General features: G+C 64.7%; 18 protein-coding genes and 1 pseudogene. 10 read left to right on the top strand and 9 right to left on the bottom strand.

All coding sequences use genetic code 11. The annotated features are described in order from the left end of the window. Positions 1 to 197 (top strand): annotated as a pseudogene (locus tag M3I56_RS10225) (MFS transporter); the annotation flags it as partial. 25 nt (positions 198 to 222) lie between these two features. On the opposite strand, the gene M3I56_RS10220 reads toward M3I56_RS10225, so the two are convergent. The 3 genes from M3I56_RS10220 to M3I56_RS10210 all read right to left on the bottom strand — a co-directional run bounded on the left by M3I56_RS10220 (position 223) and on the right by M3I56_RS10210 (position 1,393). Further along, entirely contained in the window at positions 223 to 492 is a 270-nt protein-coding gene (locus M3I56_RS10220; RefSeq protein WP_254353692.1) for a hypothetical protein, read from the bottom strand. Positions 493 to 562: 70 nt separating this feature from the next. Beyond that, a complete protein-coding gene (locus M3I56_RS10215; protein WP_028202628.1) occupies positions 563 to 997 on the bottom strand; it encodes a DoxX family protein in 435 nt (144 codons plus the stop codon). A gap of 234 nt (positions 998 to 1,231) precedes the next feature. Next, on the bottom strand, positions 1,232 to 1,393 hold the full coding sequence (locus tag M3I56_RS10210) for a hypothetical protein (RefSeq protein WP_169739094.1): 162 nt from the start codon (positions 1,391 to 1,393) through the stop codon (positions 1,232 to 1,234). 189 nt (positions 1,394 to 1,582) lie between these two features. On the opposite strand from M3I56_RS10210, the gene M3I56_RS10205 reads away from it, so the two are divergent. The 7 genes from M3I56_RS10205 to M3I56_RS10175 all read left to right on the top strand — a co-directional run bounded on the left by M3I56_RS10205 (position 1,583) and on the right by M3I56_RS10175 (position 11,828). Then, on the top strand, positions 1,583 to 2,413 hold the full coding sequence (locus tag M3I56_RS10205; RefSeq protein WP_254353691.1) for a helix-turn-helix domain-containing protein: 831 nt from the start codon (positions 1,583 to 1,585) through the stop codon (positions 2,411 to 2,413). A 494-nt stretch (positions 2,414 to 2,907) separates the two neighbouring features. Further along, positions 2,908 to 6,711, top strand: coding sequence for a nitrate reductase subunit alpha (locus tag M3I56_RS10200; protein ID WP_254353690.1), 3,804 nt, complete (start codon positions 2,908 to 2,910; stop codon positions 6,709 to 6,711). Beyond that, positions 6,708 to 8,231: a nitrate reductase subunit beta gene (narH, locus tag M3I56_RS10195; RefSeq protein ID WP_254353689.1), complete on the top strand. Its 1,524-nt coding sequence runs from the start codon at positions 6,708 to 6,710 to the stop codon at positions 8,229 to 8,231. Before M3I56_RS10200 ends, narH begins: the two co-directional genes overlap by 4 nt. Before the next feature lie 2 nt (positions 8,232 to 8,233). Continuing rightward, positions 8,234 to 8,929: a nitrate reductase molybdenum cofactor assembly chaperone gene (gene narJ, locus M3I56_RS10190; RefSeq protein WP_254353688.1), complete on the top strand. Its 696-nt coding sequence runs from the start codon at positions 8,234 to 8,236 to the stop codon at positions 8,927 to 8,929. Between the two features lie 57 nt (positions 8,930 to 8,986). Further along, positions 8,987 to 9,670, top strand: coding sequence for a respiratory nitrate reductase subunit gamma (narI, locus tag M3I56_RS10185; RefSeq protein WP_028202633.1), 684 nt, complete (start codon positions 8,987 to 8,989; stop codon positions 9,668 to 9,670). 34 nt (positions 9,671 to 9,704) lie between these two features. Further along, positions 9,705 to 10,493: a peptidylprolyl isomerase gene (locus M3I56_RS10180; RefSeq protein WP_254353706.1), complete on the top strand. Its 789-nt coding sequence runs from the start codon at positions 9,705 to 9,707 to the stop codon at positions 10,491 to 10,493. A 33-nt stretch (positions 10,494 to 10,526) separates the two neighbouring features. Continuing rightward, on the top strand, positions 10,527 to 11,828 hold the full coding sequence (locus M3I56_RS10175; RefSeq protein WP_254353687.1) for a nitrate/nitrite transporter: 1,302 nt from the start codon (positions 10,527 to 10,529) through the stop codon (positions 11,826 to 11,828). 30 nt (positions 11,829 to 11,858) lie between these two features. Here the strand turns inward: M3I56_RS10175 and M3I56_RS10170 are convergent, their stop codons facing one another. Further along, positions 11,859 to 12,320, bottom strand: coding sequence for a universal stress protein (locus M3I56_RS10170; RefSeq protein WP_035512381.1), 462 nt, complete (start codon positions 12,318 to 12,320; stop codon positions 11,859 to 11,861). Positions 12,321 to 13,221: 901 nt separating this feature from the next. Here M3I56_RS10170 and flhD point away from each other — a divergent pair. Both flhD and flhC read left to right on the top strand, forming a co-directional pair. After that, on the top strand, positions 13,222 to 13,542 hold the full coding sequence (gene flhD, locus M3I56_RS10165) for a flagellar transcriptional regulator FlhD (RefSeq protein WP_028202636.1): 321 nt from the start codon (positions 13,222 to 13,224) through the stop codon (positions 13,540 to 13,542). An 11-nt stretch (positions 13,543 to 13,553) separates the two neighbouring features. Further along, positions 13,554 to 14,156 carry a flagellar transcriptional regulator FlhC gene (gene flhC, locus M3I56_RS10160; protein WP_051481243.1) on the top strand — a complete coding sequence of 201 codons (603 nt, stop codon included), beginning with the start codon at positions 13,554 to 13,556 and terminating at the stop codon, positions 14,154 to 14,156. Between the two features lie 148 nt (positions 14,157 to 14,304). On the opposite strand, the gene M3I56_RS10155 is transcribed toward flhC, so the two are convergent. The 5 genes from M3I56_RS10155 to M3I56_RS10135 form a co-directional block, all read right to left on the bottom strand. Next, on the bottom strand, positions 14,305 to 15,630 hold the full coding sequence (locus tag M3I56_RS10155; protein WP_254353686.1) for an Nramp family divalent metal transporter: 1,326 nt from the start codon (positions 15,628 to 15,630) through the stop codon (positions 14,305 to 14,307). 52 nt (positions 15,631 to 15,682) lie between these two features. Next, entirely contained in the window at positions 15,683 to 16,879 is a 1,197-nt protein-coding gene (locus M3I56_RS10150; protein WP_375541701.1) for an acyl-CoA dehydrogenase family protein, read from the bottom strand. 78 nt (positions 16,880 to 16,957) lie between these two features. Next, positions 16,958 to 17,614 (bottom strand): methionine ABC transporter permease, encoded by a 657-nt coding sequence (locus M3I56_RS10145; RefSeq protein WP_254353684.1) that lies wholly within the window; start codon positions 17,612 to 17,614, stop codon positions 16,958 to 16,960. Further along, a complete protein-coding gene (locus M3I56_RS10140; RefSeq protein WP_254353683.1) occupies positions 17,607 to 18,722 on the bottom strand; it encodes a methionine ABC transporter ATP-binding protein in 1,116 nt (371 codons plus the stop codon). Before M3I56_RS10140 ends, M3I56_RS10145 begins: the two co-directional genes overlap by 8 nt. 29 nt (positions 18,723 to 18,751) lie before the next feature. After that, positions 18,752 to 19,588, bottom strand: coding sequence for a MetQ/NlpA family ABC transporter substrate-binding protein (locus tag M3I56_RS10135; protein ID WP_254353682.1), 837 nt, complete (start codon positions 19,586 to 19,588; stop codon positions 18,752 to 18,754). Between the last annotated feature and the right edge of the window lie 9 nt (positions 19,589 to 19,597).

Raw genomic sequence — 19,597 nt, 5'->3', positions numbered from 1 at the left:
GGGTGGCGGCGTTCGGCGCGCTCGCAGGCGGGGCGGGCGCGGCGCAGGTGGTGGCCGGTCTGCGTGCGGAAACCACGGTCTCGACGGCGCTCCTGCTCACGGCGGCCGGGCTCGCCTGGTTCGTGAGGACCGATCCGGCGCATGCGGGCGGGCGCCACGCCGCGCCGGCGCGGGTGAACGAACCGGAATCGCGCTGATGCAACAGCGAACTGGCGTGCCGACCTACAGCGACGCCTCCTGGATCGCGCCGGAGTCGATTGCGCGGGCGATCAAGCCATCGTTCTGCGCCTTGCGGATGGCGTGAGCGATCAGCTGGTCGGGCTCCTCGAGCTCTGCCTTGAGCGCGCCGATGAGCCCGGAGGCGTCGAGGATCACCAGCGTCTTCGCGGTATCCGCCTCGCTAATGAACACGCGCCGCGTGCCGTCTTCCGCAAGACTCGCGCAGAACTGCCCGGTCTTGCCTGCCACGTTGAAGTCGAAGTTCTGTATCAAGGCCTGCTCCCTTTACACCCGGTTGCCCGGTGGTTGCAATTCGACACTCGCGCTTCGCCACACGAAGCCGTCAGCCTCGCAGGCCGCCGCCGCGCGGCGCGCGCAGACCATCAATGGAAGCACGTCCCGCGCCCGTCACGGCCAGCAGCAGGAAACCGCCCGCGATCGCCACGTTCTTCCAGAAATGAATGACTGCGTCCTGTTGAGCCGCGGCCTGGGTCATGTTCCAGAAGTCATGGCCGAGTATCGCCGTGACGATAGCGTACACGGCCAGCAGGAACGCAACCGCGCGCGTGCGCACGCCCAGCACGATCGCAATGCCGCCGAGCAGTTCGACGGCGGTCGCCACAATCGCGCCGTACGAGGCATACGGCACGCCCTTCGAATGCAGGTAGCCGACGAACCCCGCGTATCCCAGCAGCTTCATGGCACCGCCCCAGAGAAACAGAATGGCGAGCGCGATGCGGGCGATGAAGATGATGAAGGAATCGGCGGGACGGGTCATGGAGGGCTCCGGTATGCAATATCGGAATGACCGCGAGGCGCACGGTCAGTTCCCTCGACGTGAGGCGCCAGTGGCAGACGAGGCGGCACGAAGAAGGGCGCGCCATGCGCCGGAGCGAAACGAACTAACTCGGGAATTGATTCGGAATACTATAAAATTTGCCTGGCGAGCGCTGTTGCAATCCGTTCGCGATGCGTCCAGGCCATCGCGCAAACCGATGCGGCGCTGGCACGCTCAATGCTTGTGATGCATGCCGTGCGGCCGATGCGCGTCGAGCCAGCGAGTCAGGCGCGCCTCGAGCGCGCCTCTGCTGCGGCGCGACACGGCCCACATGGCCGCACATACCAACAACATGACGCCTGGTCCGAGCAGATAAGCAGCAACGGTTTCCCTCATGGCAGTCTCCTCTGCGCGACGCCACAGTCCGTGAGACTTTTCATTCTAGGCGATAGAGCGGCACACGGTAAACGTCGTCCACGAATGCAGCAGGGACATAAACCCGAGGTTTTCATATATCCGCTGTCGGCCAATTCTTTACCTCAGACGTAATCGCCTTGCCCCGCGCGTTTCGCTAGAATCGGCGGCATGAACACGCTCGCTTCCGCCCTCCCTGCCGCGCCGTCCGGCGCCGGGCTCCGCAGCGTCGGCGAGATGCTGCGCGACTGGCGCACGCGCCGGCGCATGAGCCAGTTGCTGCTCGCAACCGAAGCCGAGATTTCGACGCGCCACCTGAGCTTCGTCGAATCGGGCCGCGCGCTGCCGAGCCGCGAGATGGTCATGCATCTGGCCGAGCAACTCGATGTGCCGCTGCGCGAGCGCAACGCGCTGCTCGTGGCGGCGGGCTATGCGCCGCTCTATCGCGAGCGCGCGCTCGACGACCCGCAGCTCGCCGCCGCACGCGAGGCGGTCGATCTCGTGCTGCGCGGTCACGAACCGTATCCCGCCGTGGCCGTGGACCGCCACTGGAATATCGTCGCCACGAACGGCGCGCTCGCGCCGCTCATCGGCGACGCTTCGCCTGCGCTGCTCGCCGCGCCCATCAATGCGCTGCGGCTTTCGCTGCATCCCGAGGGCATGGCGCCGCGCATCGTCAACTGGCACGAGTGGCGCGCGCATCTGCTCACGCGCCTGCAACGTCAGATCGACGCGTGCGCCGACCCCGCGCTCGCCGCGCTGCACGAGGAACTCGCGACGTATCCCACGCCGCCCGGCGTAGCGAATGCGAGCGCCGAACCGGTCGCCCATCACATTGCCGTGCCGCTGCGCGTGCGCACCGCGCTTGGCGAACTGGCGTTCTACAGCACGACTACCGTATTCGGCACACCGGTCGACATCACGCTTTCCGAACTGGCAATCGAAGCGTTCTTTCCCGCCGATTCGCACACCGCTCAGGCATTGCGCAACCACGCGCCTTGATGCGCGCAAGGCGGCCGCGCCGGGTGCGCCCGATAATATGCCGGGCGCGTGAAACGAGCGGTAATAATCATTCCAGATTCATGCGCACGCCACGATCGCGCAATTCGGCGTGCAGCAAAGTATTCGGGTGGCGTGAATCCCAATCAATTACAAAAATTCTCGCCGTTTTTTGCACCCGATTTACGAGTCATTTCCAGCCCGATGATGCGATCCGGAAAAAGCCGCGTCGCGCCCAACCGAGCGATTCATCCATGAATTCGTGGGGATTTCCTTCATCGACAGAAAGCCTTAAAACACGAGTCGTTTTCAAACATATTCGCTCGATAACGTGCATTTTGCATAAGTGACGTTTCGCCATCTGCTCGACAAATAGTGCGAAAAATCGATATATCCGCGCAAATACGTAGAAAGCAATTACATTCATCCCCTTTACTTCTTCTTGTTCCTACTTTTAAATACGGGTGTCCCTGACGCACACACAAGCTGGAGATGCCATGAGCCATTTTCTGGATCGTCTGCGTTACTTCACGGCGGCACGAACACAATTCGCAGACGGTCACGGCGCCGTCACAGACGAAGACCGAAAATGGGAGGAGGCGTACCGCACACGCTGGCAGCACGACAAGATCGTGCGCTCCACACACGGCGTGAATTGCACGGGCTCCTGCTCGTGGAAGATCTATGTGAAGGGCGGCATTGTCGCGTGGGAAACGCAGCAAACCGACTACCCGCGCACGCGCCCTGACATGCCCAACCACGAACCGCGCGGCTGCTCGCGCGGCGCATCGTATTCGTGGTATCTCTATAGCGCCAATCGACTCAAGTATCCGCTCGTGCGTAGCGCGCTCGTGAAGCTGTGGCGCGAAAAGCGCCGCACGCTCGACCCCGTTGCCGCGTGGGCCGCCATTGTCGACGACGATGCGGCGCGCAAAAGTTATCAAACGCGGCGCGGCCTTGGCGGCTTCGTGCGGGCAGACTGGAGCGAAGTGCTCGAAATCGCGGCTGCAGCGAACGTGCACACCATCAAGCGCCACGGCCCCGACCGCGTGATCGGCTTCTCGCCCATTCCCGCGATGTCGATGGTGTCGTACGCGGCCGGCTCGCGCTATCTCTCGCTCATCGGCGGCGTGTGCCTCTCGTTCTACGACTGGTATTGCGACCTGCCGCCCGCCTCGCCGCAAACATGGGGCGAGCAGACCGACGTGCCCGAGTCCGCCGACTGGTACAACTCGTCATTCATCGTGATGTGGGGGTCGAACGTGCCGCAAACGCGCACGCCCGACGCGCACTTCATGGTGGAAGCGCGCTATCGCGGCGCGAAGATCGTGTCGATCTTCCCCGACTACGCCGAAGGCGCGAAGTTCGGCGACATCTGGCTGCATCCCAAGCAAGGCACCGACGCGGCGCTCGCGCTCGCCATGGGCCACGTGATCCTCAAGGAGTATCACCTCGCCGGGAAGAGCGCCTATTTCGCCGACTATTGCAGCCGTTTCACCGACATGTCCTGCCTCGTCACGCTCGTCGAGCGCGACGGCCAGTACGTGCCCGACCGCTATCTGCGCGCCTCCGACTTCGACGGCGCCCTCGCGCAGGACAACAATCCCGAATGGAAGACCGTGGTGATCGACAGCGCGACCCACGAGTTCGCGGTGCCGCTCGGCTCGGTGGGCTTTCGCTGGGGCCAGCAGGAAGGCGCCGATCGCGGCAAGTGGAACCTGCGCGAGGAAAGCGTCGATGGCGCGCCGCTCAAGCCCGCGCTCTCGCTCGTGGAAAAGCACGACGACGTGGTGGACGTGCTGTTCCCCTACTTCGGCAACGTCGCGCATCCGCACTTCCCGCACACCGCGCACGGGCCGGTGCTGAGCCGCCGCATTGGCGTGCGGCGCGTGGCGACGCCCGCCGGCGAGCGGCTCGTGGCCACCGTCTACGATCTGTTCGTGGCCAACTACGGGCTCGATCAGGGCCTGGGCGGCAACGACCTCGCGCACAGCTACGACGACGACGTGCCCTATACGCCCGCGTGGCAGGAAGCGATCACGGGCGTGAAGCGCGCGGACGTCATCAACGTCGCGCGCCAGTTCGCCGAGAACGCCGACAAGACCGAAGGCCGTTCGATGGTGATCATCGGCGCGGGCATCAATCACTGGTTCCACATGGACATGGCGTATCGCGCCATCATCAACATGCTCGTGATGTGCGGCTGCGTCGGCAAGTCCGGTGGCGGCTGGTCGCACTACGTGGGCCAGGAAAAGCTGCGCCCGCAAACGGGCTGGACTGCGCTCGCGTTCGCGCTCGACTGGAACCGGCCGCCGCGCCAGATGAACGCCACGTCGTTCTTCTATGCGCACACCGACCAGTGGCGCTACGATCCGATGAACCCTACGGACTTGCTTTCACCGCTCGCGAACAAGGCCGACTATCACGGCGCGCCGATCGACTACAACGTGCGCGCCGAGCGCATGGGCTGGCTGCCTTCGGCTCCCCAACTCACGAGCAATCCGCTGGAGCTTGGCCGCTCGCTCGAAGACCCCGCGAAGGCCGGCGCCGAAGTCGCGCGCCGCCTGAAAGACGGCAGCCTCAAGCTCGCCTGCGAGGACCCCGACAATCCGGTCGTATTCCCGCGCAACCTGTTCGTATGGCGCTCGAACCTGCTTGGCTCGTCGGGCAAGGGGCACGAGTACTTCCTCAAGCATCTGCTGGGCACAACGAACGGTGTGCAGGGCGAGGAAGTCGTGAAGGACGGCGTGCCGCGCCCCGAAGAAGTCGTCTGGCACGAGGAAGCGCCCCAGGGCAAGCTCGACCTGCTCTGCACGCTGGACTTCCGCATGTCCACTACCTGCATGTACTCGGACATCGTGCTGCCCACGGCCACGTGGTACGAGAAGGACGACATGAACACGTCCGACATGCACCCGTTCATTCACCCGCTTTCCGCTGCGGTGGACCCCGCGTGGCAGGCGCGCAGCGACTGGGAAATCTTCAAGGCCATTGCGAAGCGTTTTTCCGAACTGAGCGTCGGCCATCTCGGCATGGAGCGCGACGTGGTGCTCGCGCCCATCGCGCACGACGCCGCGGGCGAACTGGCCCAGCCCTTCGGCGTGGACGACTGGAAGCGCGGCGAATGCGAGCCGGTTCCGGGCAGGACCATGCCGGGCGTGGTCACGCTCGAGCGCAATTACCCCGAGACGTATCACCGCTTCACCTCGCTCGGGCCGCTCATGGACAAGCTCGGCAACGGCGGCAAGGGCATTAGCTGGAATACGGAGGACGAAGTCCACGAACTCGGCGCGCTGAACTACCGCGATCAGTCCGAGGACGCCGGCGACGCGAAGGGCCGCCCGCGCATCGAGACCGCGCTCGACGCCGCGGAAACGATTCTCTCGCTCGCTCCCGAAACGAACGGGGCGGTCGCCAGGAAGGCGTGGGAAGCGCTTTCGAAGTTCACGGGCATCGAGCACGCGCATCTCGCCGACGCCCGCGCCGACGAAAAAATCCGTTTCCGCGATATCCAGGCGCAGCCGCGCAAGATCATTTCGTCGCCAACGTGGAGCGGCATCGAGTCGGAGCACGTGTCGTACAACGCGGGTTATACGAACGTGCACGAGCTGATTCCCTGGCGCACGATGAGCGGCCGCCAGCAGCTCTACCAGGACCACGCGTGGATGCGCGCGTTCGGCGAGGCGCTGTGCGTGTACAAGCCGCCGATCGACACGGGCAGCTACGAGAAGATGGCCGGCTCGCGCTCGAACGGCAACCCCGAACTCGCGCTGAACTTCATCACGCCGCACCAGAAATGGGGCATCCACAGCACCTACACCGACAACCTGCTGATGCTCACGCTCTCGCGCGGCGGCCCGATCGTGTGGATCTCGGAGAAGGACGCGGCGCAGATCGGCGTGGTCGACAACGACTGGATCGAATGCTTCAACGCAAACGGCGCGCTTTGCGCGCGCGCCGTGGTGAGCCAGCGTATTCCGCGCGGCATGGTGATGATGTACCACGCGCAGGAAAAAATCGTGAATACGCCGGGGTCCGAAATAACGGGCACACGCGGCGGCATTCACAACTCGGTGACGCGCATTTCACTCAAGCCCACGCACATGATCGGCGGCTATGCGCAACTCGCTTACGGCTTCAACTACTACGGCACGGTCGGCTCGAATCGCGATGAATTCCTCATCGTGCGCAAGATGAAGAACGTCGACTGGCTCGACACAGAGGAAACGCCCGTTGGTCCGTTGCCTGCCGCTGTCGAAGCGGCTGTGAAACCGGCCGTCCGCGAAGGAGAAAGCTCATGAAAGTGCGCGCGCAGATTGCGATGGTGCTGAACCTCGACAAGTGCATTGGCTGCCATACGTGTTCGGTCACCTGCAAGAACGTCTGGACGAGCCGCGAGGGGATGGAATACGCGTGGTTCAACAACGTCGAGACGAAGCCCGGCATCGGCTACCCGAAGGAATGGGAGAACCAGGAGCGTTGGCGCGGCGGCTGGGTGCGCAAGGCCGACGGCCAGATCGAGCCGCGTCTGGGCGGCAAGTGGCGCCTGCTTGCGCAAATCTTCGCGAATCCGCATCTGCCGGAAATCGACGACTACTACGAGCCCTTCACGTTCGACTACGCGCATCTGCAGGAAGCGGGCAACACGAAGGCCACGCCGGTTGCGCGGCCGCGCTCGCTCGTGAGCGGCGAGCGCATGGAGAAGATCGAGTGGGGCCCGAACTGGGAAGAAATTCTCGGCGGCGAGTTCGAGAAGCGTTCGAAGGACTATAACTTCGAGAACGTGCAGAAGGAGATCTACGGCCAGTTCGAGAACACCTTCATGATGTATCTGCCGCGCCTGTGCGAGCACTGCCTGAACCCGGCGTGCGTGGCGGCGTGCCCTTCCGGGTCGATCTACAAGCGCGAGGAAGACGGCATCGTGCTGATCGATCAGGACAAGTGCCGCGGCTGGCGCATGTGCGTTTCGGGCTGCCCGTACAAGAAGATCTACTTCAACTGGAAAAGCGGCAAAGCCGAGAAGTGCATCTTCTGCTATCCGCGTATCGAGGTCGGTCAGCCCACCGTGTGTTCGGAAACCTGCGTGGGGCGCATCCGTTATCTGGGCGTGCTGCTCTACGACGCCGATCGCATTCAAGAGGCCGCGAGCGTCGCCGACGAAAAGGATCTCTACCAGGCGCAACTCGACGTCTTCCTCGACCCGTTCGATCCGGCCGTGATCGAGCAGGCCGCGCGCGACGGCGTTCCGCAGGCGTGGATCGACGGCGCGCAGCGCTCGCCCGTGTACAAGATGGCGATCGACTGGCGCATCGCCTTCCCGCTGCACCCCGAGTACCGCACGCTGCCGATGGTCTGGTACGTGCCGCCGCTCTCGCCCATCAATGCGGCCGCCAATAGCGGCGAACTCAGCATGAATGGCTGGCTGCCCGACGTGCACTCGCTGCGCATTCCGCTGCGCTACCTCGCGAACCTCCTTACCGCAGGCGACGAAAAGCCAGTGCAGGTCGCGCTGGAGCGTCTGCTCGCCATGCGCGCGTTCATGCGCGCGCGCCAGGTCGACCGCGTGGACGCCCCGCAGGTACTCGCGCAAGCAGGACTCTCGCTGGCTCAGGTCGAGGAGATGTACCGTTATCTCGCGATCGCGAACTACGAAGACCGCTTCGTGATTCCCACCACGCACCGTGAGTACGCGGAAGACGCCTTCGACCTGCGTTCGTCGTGCGGCTTCACGTTCGGCAATGGCTGCTCGGACGGCAAATCGGAGGCGAGCCTGTTCGCGCCGAAGAGTGGGCATCGCAAGATACCCATTCAGGAGATCTGACCATGTTCGCTGCTCGTCCCCAGCCCATGACGTACCGGCTCGTTGCGTCGCTGCTCGAGTACCCCGATGCGCCGCTCATCGAGGCGGTGCACGAACTGCGCGCGATGGTGCGCAGCGAGCGCGCGTTCGGCGCCGAAGCGCGCGAGAAGCTCGAACGCTTCCTCGACTACCTCGGTTCGCGCGATCTGCTCGCGCTACAGGAGAACTACGTCGCATTGTTCGACCGCGGCCGCGCAACGTCGCTGCATCTGTTCGAGCACGTGCACGGCGAGTCACGCGATCGCGGCCAGGCGATGATCGACCTCGTTCAGACCTACGAGAAGCACGGCATGCTGTTGCAGCCTGGCCAGTTGCCGGACTATCTGCCCGTGTTTCTCGAATACCTCTCGATCCTCGAGGCGAACGAGGCGCGCGCGCTGCTGGGCGAAACCGTCGCGATCCTGCAATCGATCACGCAGGAGCTGAGCCGGCGCAACAGCCACTACGCGTACGTAATCGGCGCACTGCTGCCGCTCGCGGGCGCGGGCGGCACCGATTTGCCCGAGGCCGCGCACGACGACGACGCGGGCAAGCCGCACGACAAGGAGCACCTGCGAGCGCTCGACGCGGCCTGGGCCGACGAGCCCGTGCAATTCATGGGCGCGGAGCGCCCGGCCATCGCGCCCGTGGAGTTCCACCCGCGGCGAGCACCACGCTGAAACCACGCAACACGCCAGCTGAGCACGTTGTTCGGACACCGCAAGCAAGGAGCCGTCATGGGCCAATACTTCCATCAGTTTCTGTTCGGCATTTATCCATACATCTGCCTTGCGGTGCTGCTGTTCGGCTCGCTCGTGCGCTTCGACCGCGAGCAGTACACGTGGAAGAGCGACTCCTCGCAACTGCTGCGGCGCGGCGCGCTGCGCCTTGGCAGCAACCTGTTCCACTGGGGCATTCTCGTCGTGGTGATGGGTCACTTCGTCGGCTTTCTCGCGCCGCACTGGCTCGTCGCGCCGTTCATCTCGGCCACCGTGCACCAGCTGCTCGCAATGGTCGCGGGCGGCGTGGCCGGCAGCTTCGCCATTGTCGGGCTCACGATCCTGATCGTGCGGCGGCTCGGCGACACGCGCATCCGCGTGAACAGCAAAGCGTCGGACATCCTCATCGTGTTCATGCTGTGGGTGCAACTCGCGCTCGGGCTCGCGACCGTGGTGCTCTCGTCGCGCCACATGGACGGCCTGATGTTCGAACAGCTCACCGACTACGTGAAAGGCGTGGTGACGTTCCGGCCCAATATCGCCGGGCTGCTGGACGGCGTCCCGCTCGTCTATCAAACCCATATCGCGCTCGGCTTCACGATCTTTCTCGTTTCGCCCTTCACACGCATGGTCCATATCTGGAGCGGCATCGCTTCGGTGTTCTATCTGATCCGTCCGTACCAGCTCGTGCGCAAGCGCTAAATCGCACCAACCGGAACCAGGAGCGCTATCGATGATGAATGCGGTCCCCCATGAAGAGCAACAGGACCTGCCTGCCCGCGTGAACGACGTCGAGATCGGACTCGCGGCGATCGAGGCAGAGCGCGGCAATCACGCCGACGAGCCGGACCCCGCGCTCGCCGCGCGGCGCACGCTCGTCGTGCACGAACTGCTGCGCCAGCGCGCCGTGGCGCTGGACCTGCTGGCGCCTGACGCCGAACTCGACGACAGCGTGCTAGACACGCTGCTGGAACGCGAGCTGCGCGTGCCCGAGGCCACGCGCGAAGACGGCGAGCGTTACTACACGCAGCACGCGAAGCGCTTCGTGCGCAACGAACTCGTGTACGCGAGCCACATCCTCTTCGCCATTACCGACCGCGTGCCGCTCGCGCTGCTGCGCCAGAAGGCCGAAGAGACGCTGCGCGATTTGCAGCAGGCGCCCGACACCTTCGAGGCGCTGGCGCGCCAGTTCTCGAACTGCCCTTCGGCGGGCGTGGGCGGCAGCCTCGGCCAGCTCACGCGCGGCGACACGGTGCCCGAATTCGAGGCGGCGCTGTTCGACTGCGCCGACATCGGCGTGCTGCCGCGTCTCGTGCGCACGCGCTTCGGCTTTCATCTCGTGCGCGTGGATCAGCGCGTGCCGGGCAATCCAGTGCCCTACGACGAAGTCTCGGGCGAGATCGCGCGCTTTCTCAGCGAACGCGTACGCCATAAGGCCATCCAGCAGTACGTATCGATCCTGGCTTCCGAGGCGACGCTCGAAAATGCGGCGCTGGAAGCCGCGACGAGCCCGCTCGTCCAGTGAAGTCGATGTGCACCCCCATGCGATGGAGGCAACATGAATTTGCGTAGCGAATCGGCACGCCCCGTAGCGAGCGCAGCCCAGCCGGAGAAAGTCGGCGCGAAGGCATGGTCCGTCCTGCTCGTCAGCACGCTCGCGTTTCTCGTCTGTTTCGTGGTGTGGATGATGTTCGGCGTGCTGGGCGTGCAATTGCGCGAGGAGCTCCAGCTCAACAGCACCGAGTTCGGCCTGCTCACCGCCACGCCCGTGCTGACGGGCGCGCTCATGCGCTTGCCGCTCGGCGCATGGACCGACCGCTTTGGCGGACGCATCGTCATGACCACGCTGCTCGTGATCTGCGCCGTGCCCGTGTATATCGTCAGTTACGCGAGCGAGCTGTGGCAATTCCTGCTCATCGGCCTCTTTCTCGGCTGCGTGGGCGCCTCGTTCGCGGTGGGTACGCCGTATGTGGCGCGCTTTTTCCCGCCCAGCCAGCGCGGCTTCGCCATGGGTTTCTTCGGCGCGGGCACGGTGGGCGCCGCCGTCAACCTGTTCGTCACGCCGCAGCTGGAAAACCTCTACGGCTGGCGCTTCGTGCCGCGCGTCTACGCCGTCGCGCTGATCGTGACCGCCGTGATTTTCTGGCTCGGTTCGGCGCGCGACCCCGGCGCCGGCAAGTCGAGCGGCTCCCTGCTCGACTCGTTCAAGGTGCTGGCGGACCCGCGCGTGTGGCGACTATGCCAGTACTACTCGATCACCTTCGGCGGCTTCACGGCGCTCTCGCTATGGATTCCGCAATACCTGAAGGCCGAATACGGCATGTCGCTCGTCATGGCTTCGGCCTTCGCCGCGGGCTTTTCGCTGCCAGGCTCGATCCTGCGCGCCGTGGGCGGCGTCCTCGCCGACAAGCTCGGCGCGCACACCGTCACGTGGTGGGGCCTGTGGGTGGCGTGGATCTGCCTCTTCATTCTCTCGTACCCGCCCACCGACTTCGTGATCCACACGATCGACGGCCAGGCGGCGCTGCATATCAGCATGCCGGTGTTCGGCTTCGTTGCGGTGGCTTTCGTGCTGGGCGCGGTGTTCGCGTTCGGCATGGCCTCGACGTTCAAGTACGTGGCCGACGACTTCCCGACCAACATGGGCATCGTGACCGGCATCGTCGGGTTGGCGGGCGGCCTGGGCGGGTTTTTGCTGCCGATCCTGTTCGGCATCCTGCTCGACTGGCTCAAGATCCGTTCGAGCTGCTTCATGCTGCTCTACGGCATCGTGTGGGTCTCGCTGATCCTGCTCTACATCTCCGAAGTCAAGCGCACGCCGATTCTTGGCGAACCCAGCGCCAGAGCGGCACAGCGCTGATCCCTGCAGTTCGGGCGTCGCGGCGGCGGCTCAGGCCGCCGCTTTCGCCGGCTCCGGATCCGGCGCGGTGACGACCAGCACGCTGCACGACACGCGGTCGAGCAGCAGGCGGTCGTCGCGCCCATCCCACCAGCGCTTGAACGGCCCGCGCCGGTGGTGGCCCACCACGATGAGATCGGGCTGGAGTTCCGCGCAGTAGCTCGCAATCACGTCGATCGGTCGGCCCACCACGAAGTGTCCCGTTGCCACGAGCCCCTTGTCCTGCAGGCACGCCACCCCGTCACGCAGAATCTCGCGCGCCGCCTCTTCCGCGGCTTCGAACGGCACGGCGGACGCGATGTCCGTGCCCCATTGCAGCGGCGCCTGGTCGAGCACGGCCAGCAAATGCGTTTGCGCGTGGCATTCGCGCGCAAGGTCGGCGCCCTCACGCAAAGCCCGGCGGCCTTCGCGCGTTGCGTCGTAACACAGCAGAATCCTGTTGAACGAGCCCATGATCCCTCCCCCGATGATGCCCGGCGCCGGGCGGGCGAACTCGCCGTACCCGCATTGCCGCTTTCAGTATGCCGGTTATATCACGTCATGATATAACCGGCACATCGGCAGTCGCTGTATACGGTATAGGAGGCGCGACGGTTATCGACAACGAATTTGAAATCGCCTGACTGCTCGTCGCCCGCGTATCGTCGGCGCGCGGGTCGGTCTGTTAGTGGGCGCCGCCCTCCTCGAAGCCGTGCCCTTGCTGACCTGAAGCGGAAAAATTGCGGCCCGCCCCGGATTGCGTCTCGACAGCGGATCGCAAACGTTTCACAAATGCGATCTTCGCGCAATATCCAGTCTGCATATTTTCCAGAAACCAACGGTGTGTCCCACCGCCTGCACTCGTAACATCTTAGTTACACATTGCCCTGTTACAGGTCGCCAGGGTCGAAACACCTGTTACAAACTCAATAGTCATAGGTATTAATCCGCAGAGCCGTATTTTTTACCTGTCAACTCAAGTTATTTCTAAACGTTTATTCCACTGGGCGACGTTTTCCGTCTCGCGGCGATTCGTGGCGCGTGCATCGACGATCCGGCGGAAACCCCGATAAACCAAGGTCATGCGGCCTGTTTTGCCGGCTCGACCAGTGTCGCGATGGCGTGCCGGAAGCCGCGATTCAAATTGCAGCAAAACTTACCGAAAATAATTTACAACAGTACGATTATTTTTGATCCGAGGGATTGATTTCTGAGATAAGCCCTCATACAATTCCCTCCAAGGTTGTTACGAGATGTAACAACCTGTATCAAAGAGTCAGATCGAGCCAACGAGCGAAGATCGACCACAAGAGCAGAAAAGATACAACGGCGAAAAAGCCGGGGGGTTAAATTCGGGGCTTCGGAAACTAGAGAAATGGACCGCAGCAGCGAGACGCTGGAATCTATCCGCGAAATTAATTTGTCGTATCTGATGCTCGCACAGCGCATGCTGCGCGAGGACAAGCCGGTCGGCATGTTCCGACTGGGACTGTCGTCGGAACTGGCCGATCTGCTTGGCGCTCTGTCGCTCGCGCAGATCGTCAGGTTGGCCTCTTCCGACCAACTTCTCTGTTTTTTCCGCTTCGACGACCATGCGATGTTGTCCGCGCTCACGCAGACTTCGAAGCATGCCGACGTGGCGGCTACCCATGCGGCCATCCTGCTTGCGGGACAGCCGGCTGGTCAATTCGCCTGAGGGTGACGTCCATGACTACGCGGCGCAGCCTCACCGAAGACGCTCAGGAAGTATTCCGCGCGATCGCACTGATCGAGCTGGGCGCGCGCATGCAGGTGCTCGAAAGCGAACTCACGCTCTCGCGCGACCGCATGATCCGCCTGTATCGCGAGATCCGTGGCGTATCGCCGCCCAAAGGTATGCTGCCGTTCTCGGCGGACTGGTACATGACGTGGCTGGCCAACATCCACGCCTCGCTGTTCTATAACACGTACCTGTTCCTCAAGAACGAAGCGCGTTGCTCGCATCTCGACGCGCTCACCAAGGGGTTCCGGCTGTATCTGGAACACTGCCGCCACAGCGGGGCCGAGCCGGCGCTCGACCTCACGCGTGCGTGGACCCTGGTGCGGTTTTTCGATGCCGATATTCTGCAGTTGACGCCTTGCTGCCGTTGCGGCGGTAAATTCGTCGCGCATCGCCACGACCTTCAGCACAACGTCGTGTGCGGCGCATGCCAGCCTCCTTCGCGAGCCGGCAAGACGAAAAAGGCGGCTGCAGCGCGACGGGGCGCCGAGCAGACCGAGAGCGACCTTCCGGTAGTGGTAACGTCGGATGGCATTGCCGAGGCTGCATAAGCGTAGGAGAGCAGATCCGGCTAAACCGGACGAGAGACCAAGACGCGAAACCGTCCGGTGCCTGAGCGCACCGGACGGCGAAGCGCTTTCTGATTGCCGCCTTTGTTTGCCGCCCGTACGGCGCGCGCCTGTTACACCTTTCCCGCTTCTAGTTTCCGCTGAACGTCTGCCAGACGAGCCACAGGTTCGCCGCCGAGATCACGACGAACAGGAACCACGCCAGCAGCCGCGTGGGGAGCCGGTTCACGAACTCGCCCATCAACGCACGATCGTTCGTCATGCGAATGAGCGGCCAGAGCGCGAACGGCAGTTGCAGACTCAGCACCACCTGGCTTGCCACCAGCAGCTTGCCCACCGCGCCGTTGCCGAGCAGCGCGACGCCCGCGAAAGCGGGGATCAGCGCGAGCACGCGCGTAATCAGCCGCCGCTGGTAGCACGGAATCTTCATCCGCAGGAAGCCTTCCATGATGACCTGGCCCGCCACGGTGCCCGTGAACGTCGAGCTTTGCCCGGAAGCAAGCAGCGTGATCGCGAACAGCACTGCCGCCGCGCCCGTGCCGACGATCGGCGCGAGCAGCTTGTAGGCCTGTTCGATATCGGTGACCTGGGTGTGCCCGTTGGCGTGAAAGGCCGCCGCGGCCAGAATCAGGATGGCCGCGTTGATGAGCAGCGCGATCAGCAGCGAGACGATCGTGTCGAGGCGCGACAGGCCGATGGCCTGCGCGAGGCTTGCACGGTCGCGCTTGACGGCGCGCGTCTGCACGATCGACGAATGCAGGTAGAGGTTGTGCGGCATGATGGTCGCGCCGAGAATGCCGATCGCCAGGTACAGCGGCTCCGCCGAGGAAATGGCGTGCCACGACGGCACCGCGCCCGCGAATACCGAGGGCCAGTGCGGCTTCACGAGCGCGAGCTGGATCACATAGCCGAGACCGATCGTGGCGATGAGCCCGGCCATGATCGCCTCGAGCGAGCGGAAGTTCTTGCCCTTCAAGCCCAGCACAATTAGCGTGTCGAACGCCGTAAGCGCCACGCCCACCATCAGCGAGCAGCCCAGCAGGAGGTGGAACGCGAGCGCGCCGCCCAGCACCTCCGCTAGGTCGCAGGCGATGATCGAAAGCTCGGCGAGCACCCACTGGCCGAGCGCCACAGGCCTTGAATAGCGCTCGCGCGAAAGCTCCGCGAGATCGCGCTGCGTGACGATGCCAAGGCGCATGGAAAGGCATTGCAGCGCGATCGCCGCGAGGCTCGTGAGCACGACCACGAACAACAGGCTGTAACCGAAGCGCGAGCCCGCCTCGATGTCGGTGGCCCAGTTGCCCGGGTCCATGTAGCCGATCGACACCAGCAGGCCGGGGCCCGCGAATTGCCAGAACTTCTTCCAGAACGGCGCGCGCGGCGAAACCTCGATGCTGCCCTGCACTTCGGACGGGCAGAACGGCGCCGTTGCCGTGGTCGGTAGTCGGAAATCCAACGGTTCGATCCTCAAGGGTTGACGCGTCGCGGCACGTGACGCGATCGGGCCCTCAAGTGTACAGCGTCGGCTGCGGCACTTCTCTCAAGAGCGTATAGCGGCCCACGTCGCGCAGGCGGTAGTCGAGCGGATCGTGCAGCGTATGCACGCGCGCATTGCGCCAGAACCGGTCGAGCGCGAGCGCCGCGCCCGTGGCGCGCGCGCCGCACGCCTCGAAAAGCTGCTCGCCGCCCTGGAGCGCGGCGCGATGCGCGACGATCTTCGCCTCCGAAATCGCAAGCGAGACTCCGGCGCGCGTGGCCGTGCTCAACGCCTCGCCTTCGTCCCACGCGGCGTCGAGCAGCGCGCCCGCACGATCGGCCAGCACCGCCGCCGCGAGCGACTGCACGCGCATCTCGCCGAAGCGCTGCTGCAGGAACGGGTCGTCGGCTACGTGCTGCACGCCCGAATTGACCCACGGGCGGCCGTTCGCGAGTACGTAGGCGCGCGCCTCTTCGAGTGCGCCTTCGGCGAGGCCCACGAACAGATTCGTCAGCACACCTTGCGAGACCAGCGTGCGTAGCGTGGCGCGCGGCGTATCGGGGCGCTGCAAGACTTCGTCGGCGCGCACTTCCACATTCTCGAACGATACCGTGCCGCTATCGGTCTGACGCTGGCCTATCGGGTCCCAGTCGTCGTGCACCGTGATTCCGGCGCGCATGGTGGGCACGACCGCGAACACGGGGCTACCCGTAGCGGGATCGTGCGCGCTCACGGTCATCATCTGCGAACCGTAGGTGCCCGAACAGAATCCCTTCCTGCCATGCAGACGCCAGCCGCCTTCCCTGTCCGGCTGCGCGACGAGCCGCGTGTCGATGGGGTTCACGGCATTGCCCCACCACCAGCGATGCTCGACGGTGCCTTGCAGCCAGTTTGTGCGCTGCGCGGCGCTGCCCCACAGTTCGACGCTCGCCACCTGCAGGCACTGGAAGCCAAGCAGATGCGCAAGCGCGCTGTCGACGCGCGCGAGCGCGCGGATCGTCGCATAGATGTCGCTCCAGCGCACGCCGTCCTCGCCGAACTGGCCGCCGAATTCGCGCGGCACCGCGAGCGTGAGCAGCCCGGCGTCGGCAATGCGCTGCTTTTCCGCGCCCGCGTGGCCGCCTGCGAGATCGCGTTGCGCGGCGCTCGCGCGCAGCGCTTCGAGCAGCGCGGCGAAACGCGCGTCATGTTCCTGCCCGCGTGGGCGCTGTGCTTCGTTCATACCCATATTTCCCGAGTGTGATGCCCTAAAAACGAAGCGCGCAGCAACGGCGCTGCGCGCGTCATGGCGAACGGCTTGCGCCGCTCAGGTTCGCCTCAACAGACGCCGCACCAGAACGTCGCCCGTGAACTGCACCGCCGCGACGATCGCGATCAGCAGCACGATCACGGTGACCATGACCGTCGTGTCGAAGCGTTGATAGCCGTAGCGTATCGCGAGATCGCCGAGACCGCCCGCGCCGACGGCGCCCGCCATCGCCGAGGAGCCGATCATCGCCACCACGGTGATCGTGAAGCCGCCGAGCATGCCGGGCAGCGCCTCCGGCAACAGCACATGCCAGACGATATGGCGGCGCTGCGCGCCCATGGCCTGGGCCGCCTCGATCAAACCGCGATCGACTTCGCGCAAGCTCACTTCGGCCACGCGCGCGAAGAATGGAATGGCCGCAATGGAAAGCGGCACCACGGCGGCCCACACGCCGATCGTCGTGCCAACGAGGAAGCGCGTGAGCGGCAACAACGCGACCAGCAGGATGATAAAAGGCGTGGAGCGGAACGCATTGACGAGCGCGCCCAGCGTGGTGTTGAGTGCGGGCCGCTCCAGAATGCCGCCGCGCGCGGTCGTGACGAGCAGCAGCGCGATGGGAATACCTATCAGGAGTGCGAATACCGCCGATACGCCGACCATCAGCAACGTGTCGCGTATGCCTTCGAGGAGTTCGGTGACCCACACGTCAGACATAGCCCAGCACCTCCACGCGGCTCGCATGACCACGCGCACGCTGGGCGAGCGACGCGGCCTCGGCGGCGTTTCGCACCGGTGCGGAAACGACTAGCCGCCCTTGCGCGCGCCCTTGAATCCGCTCGATACCGCCGTGCACGAACCGCACGGCCTGCGCGCCGAACGCCTGCGCGAGCGTGGCGAGGTCGGGCTCTTGCGCCTCGTTGCCGGTAAAACGCACGTCGAACAGCGCGTGCGCGCCCGCTTGCGGCGCAGCGTGAATACGCGCCCCCAGGTCGTCGGGCAACTCGTGGCCGGGCGTGTGCAAGAGCGCGCGCGTCGCGTCGTGCTGGGGATCGCCGAACACGCGCCACACTGGCCCCTGCTCCACCACCTCGCCGCGCTCGATCACCGCGACCGTGTCGCAGACGTCGCGTATCACCTCCATCTCATGCGTGATGAGCACGATAGTGACGCCGAGCCGCCGGTTGATATCGCACAGCAGCGCGAGAATCGCGCGCGTGGTTTCCGGGTCGAGCGCCGATGTCGCCTCGTCGCACAGCAGGATATCGGGCTCGTGCACGAGCGCACGTGCAATGCCCACACGCTGCTTCTGACCGCCGGAAAGGCGCGCGGGCCAAGCGTCGCGTCGTTCGCTCAAGCCGACGAGATCGAGCAGCACGTTCACGCGCGCCTCGATGTCGGCCTTCGGCACACCCGCGATTTTCAGCGGCAGTGCAATGTTGTCGTGCACCGTTTTCGCAGATAGCAGGTTGAAGTGCTGGAACACCATGCCGGTGCGCCGCCGCAGCGCCACCAGGGCGCGCTCGTCGAGTGCGCCCACGTGCACGCCGTTCACCCGCACGCCGCCGCTCGTGGGCTTTTCGAGCCCGTTCACGAGCCGCAGCAGCGTGGACTTGCCCGCGCCGCTGCGCCCGATGATGCCGAACACTTCGCCGCGAGCCACCTGCAAGTCGACGCCCGCGAGCGCCGCCTGCGTGCCTGGCGCGTAAGTCTTGCCGACGTTTTCGAACAGCACCGCAGGCTGCGACGCATCGGCATCGCCCTGCGCCTCGCCCGCCGCCGGCCCCGCCTCAATAAAGCGCGCCGTTCCGAACCATTTCATCATCGCTGCTCCTCGTGCGTGAATTGCGCGCGTTACCAGGCGACCGCATAGAGGTTGCCGAAGGCCTTGTCGAGTTCCTTGCGCACGGCCGGCGAATGCTGGTAGATGTCGATGAACTTGCGGATGCGCGGATCGTTCACGCTCTCGGGACGCACCACGAACTGGATCGCGAACGCCTTGTTCTCCACGCCGTCGAAGAGCAGCGCGCTGTTCGGATCCGTAGTGCCCGCGAGCTTGATGAAGCTCGGGTAGCCTTGCGCGAGATCGACGTCGTCGAGCGAGCGCGCGAGTTGCGACGCTTCGAGCTGCACGATCTTGAGGTGTTTTGGATTGCCAACGATGTCGAGCGTCGTGGCGCGATAGTCCACGCCCGGCTTGAGCATGATGAGGCCCGCGCGCTGCAGCAGCAGGAGGCCACGGCCGCCGTTCACGGGATCGTTCGCGATGGCGACCGTCGCGCCATCCTTCAGGTCTTCGAAGCGTTTCACCTTCTTCGAATACAGGCCGATCTTCATGATCGTACCCGGCGCGATGGCGACGAACTTGTAGCCGCCCTGCTGTTCGGCGTTTTCCAGAAACGGCGTGTGCTGGAAGTAGTTGGCGTCGATATCCTTGTTCGCGAGCGCGGCGTTGGGCGTATTCCAGTCGGTGAATTCGATGATCTTCACGTCCACGCCCTGCGCTTTCGCCTCGCGCGCCGCCTCCTGGAGCGCGGGCGTTTGCGGCGTAGTGGCAATGCCGATCTTGAGCGTAGCGGTGTCGGCATGCGCGTCGAGCGCCGCCGCCGCGAGCGACACGGCGATTGCCGTCAGCAGGCCGAAGCGCTGGAAAAAGGAAGGGCGCCCCACGGCGCGCACGGCACGGATCATCGCGTTCCC

This window comes from Paraburkholderia sp. CNPSo 3281 (assembly GCF_024206515.1).
GTDB classification, from domain to species: Bacteria; Pseudomonadota; Gammaproteobacteria; order Burkholderiales; family Burkholderiaceae; genus Paraburkholderia; species Paraburkholderia nodosa.
The sequence above is the reverse complement of the archived record's forward strand: the minus strand, read 5'-3'. Positions and strand labels throughout refer to the sequence as shown.